Genomic DNA, 1,638 nt, shown 5'->3' with positions numbered 1-1,638 from the left:
GGGGGTGCGGCTAAAAAGTTGGACTATCTAGGAGATAGTTCATGCATACTTACGAAGATCGGATGAGGGCGGTCGAGCTCTACATCCAGCTTGGCAAGCGCGTGCGGGCGACCATCCGCGAACTGGGATATCCGACGAAGAATACCTTGGTAGGCTGGTATCGCGAATACGAGCGCCGTCAAGATTTGCCGATAGGGTCGGCACCTCGTCCGCCCAAATTCTCGGAAGCACAGAAGCAGGTTGCGCTAGAACATTATGCCAGCCACGGGCGGTGCATTTCATGGACCATGCGTGCGTTAGGCTATCCCGGCCGAGCTACGCTGACGGCATGGGTGCGCGAGGCTTTCCCTGAGACCAGGACGGTGTCCACCGGGACACGTGGACCGGGTCATCATCCCGCTGCCGCGAAGCAGGCTGCTGTGGTGGGCCTTTATTGCCGAGAAGAAAGTGCGGAGGCTTTGGCGAAAAAGGTCGGAGTGAGCCGGCCGACACTTTATGCTTGGAAAAACCAGTTCCTTGGCGCGGAGGCTCCGGCCACGATGAGACGCAAGAAAAGTGCCGCCCTGGATCCAGAGATCGAAGAACTGGAACGTCAGCGCGCGGCCTTGCAGCGCGATATCCGCGAACTTCAGATTGAGCATGACCTGCTCAAGACTGCGAGCGAACTGATAAAAAAGGATCTTGGCGGCGACCTGCAGAGCCTGACCAATCGGGAAAAGACCATGCTGATCGTCGCCCTAAAAAATCAGTATAGGCCATCGGCGCTGCTGATGCGGTTACGGCTGGCACGAAGCTCCTACTTCTACCAACGCGCCCGTATCAATCTGGAAGATAAGTATCTTCCGGTGCGCCGTGCTATGGTCGACATCTTTGAGCGCAACCATCGCTGCTACGGCTATCGCCGGCTTGCAGCTTCTCTGACGCGGTATTCTATCTTGATCTCCGAGAAGGTGGTCCGGCGCCTCATGAAACAGGAAGCATTGGCCGTCCTAAAGCCTAAGCGGCGGCGTTACAGTTCATATCTGGGCGAGATCAGCCCGGCGCCGGAGAACATCATCAACCGTGACTTCCAGGCTTCTGCGCCAAATGAGAAATGGCTGACCGACATCACCGAGTTCCAGATACGCGCAGGCAAAGTCTATCTCTCTCCGATCATCGATTGCTTCGACGGCATGGTCATCAGTTGGGCCATCGGGACCAAACCGGACGCGGGTCTCGCCAACACCATGCTTGATGCCGCGGTTGAAACCATCGCGGACAGCAAAGTGCGGCCCATAATCCACAGTGACCGCGGAGGCCACTATCGCTGGCTTGGCTGGCTGGAGCGGATAAATGCAGCAAAGCTCGTTCGCTCGATGTCACGAAAGGCGAGCTCGCAAGACAATGCGGCATGTGAAGGCTTCTTCGGTCGCCTGAAGACCGAGTTCTTCTATCCGCGAGATTGGCGGGCTTATACCGTGACCCAGTTCATCGACGAGGTTGACGCCTACATCCGCTGGTATAACGAAACACGCATCAAGATGTCCCTTGGTGGTCGAAGCCCAATCGAATACCGTAGAAACCTTGGCCTCATGCCGTGAAAACAGTCCAAGTTTTTGTCCGCATCCCCACCGGGTCACGTCTCGGTGGAAATCAACA

General features: G+C 56.7%; 1 protein-coding gene. It reads left to right on the top strand.

All coding sequences use genetic code 11. The features are described from left to right. The first annotated feature begins 41 nt into the window (after positions 1-41). A complete protein-coding gene (locus tag E2K76_RS20095) occupies positions 42-1,580 on the top strand; it encodes an IS3 family transposase (protein ID WP_136686207.1) in 1,539 nt (512 codons plus the stop codon). Positions 1,581-1,638: the final 58 nt, after the last annotated feature.

The sequence above is a fragment of the Falsirhodobacter xinxiangensis genome (assembly GCF_004959935.1).
Taxonomy (GTDB): Bacteria; Pseudomonadota; Alphaproteobacteria; order Rhodobacterales; family Rhodobacteraceae; genus Falsirhodobacter; species Falsirhodobacter xinxiangensis.
This window is presented reverse-complemented; position numbering and strand designations above follow the sequence as displayed.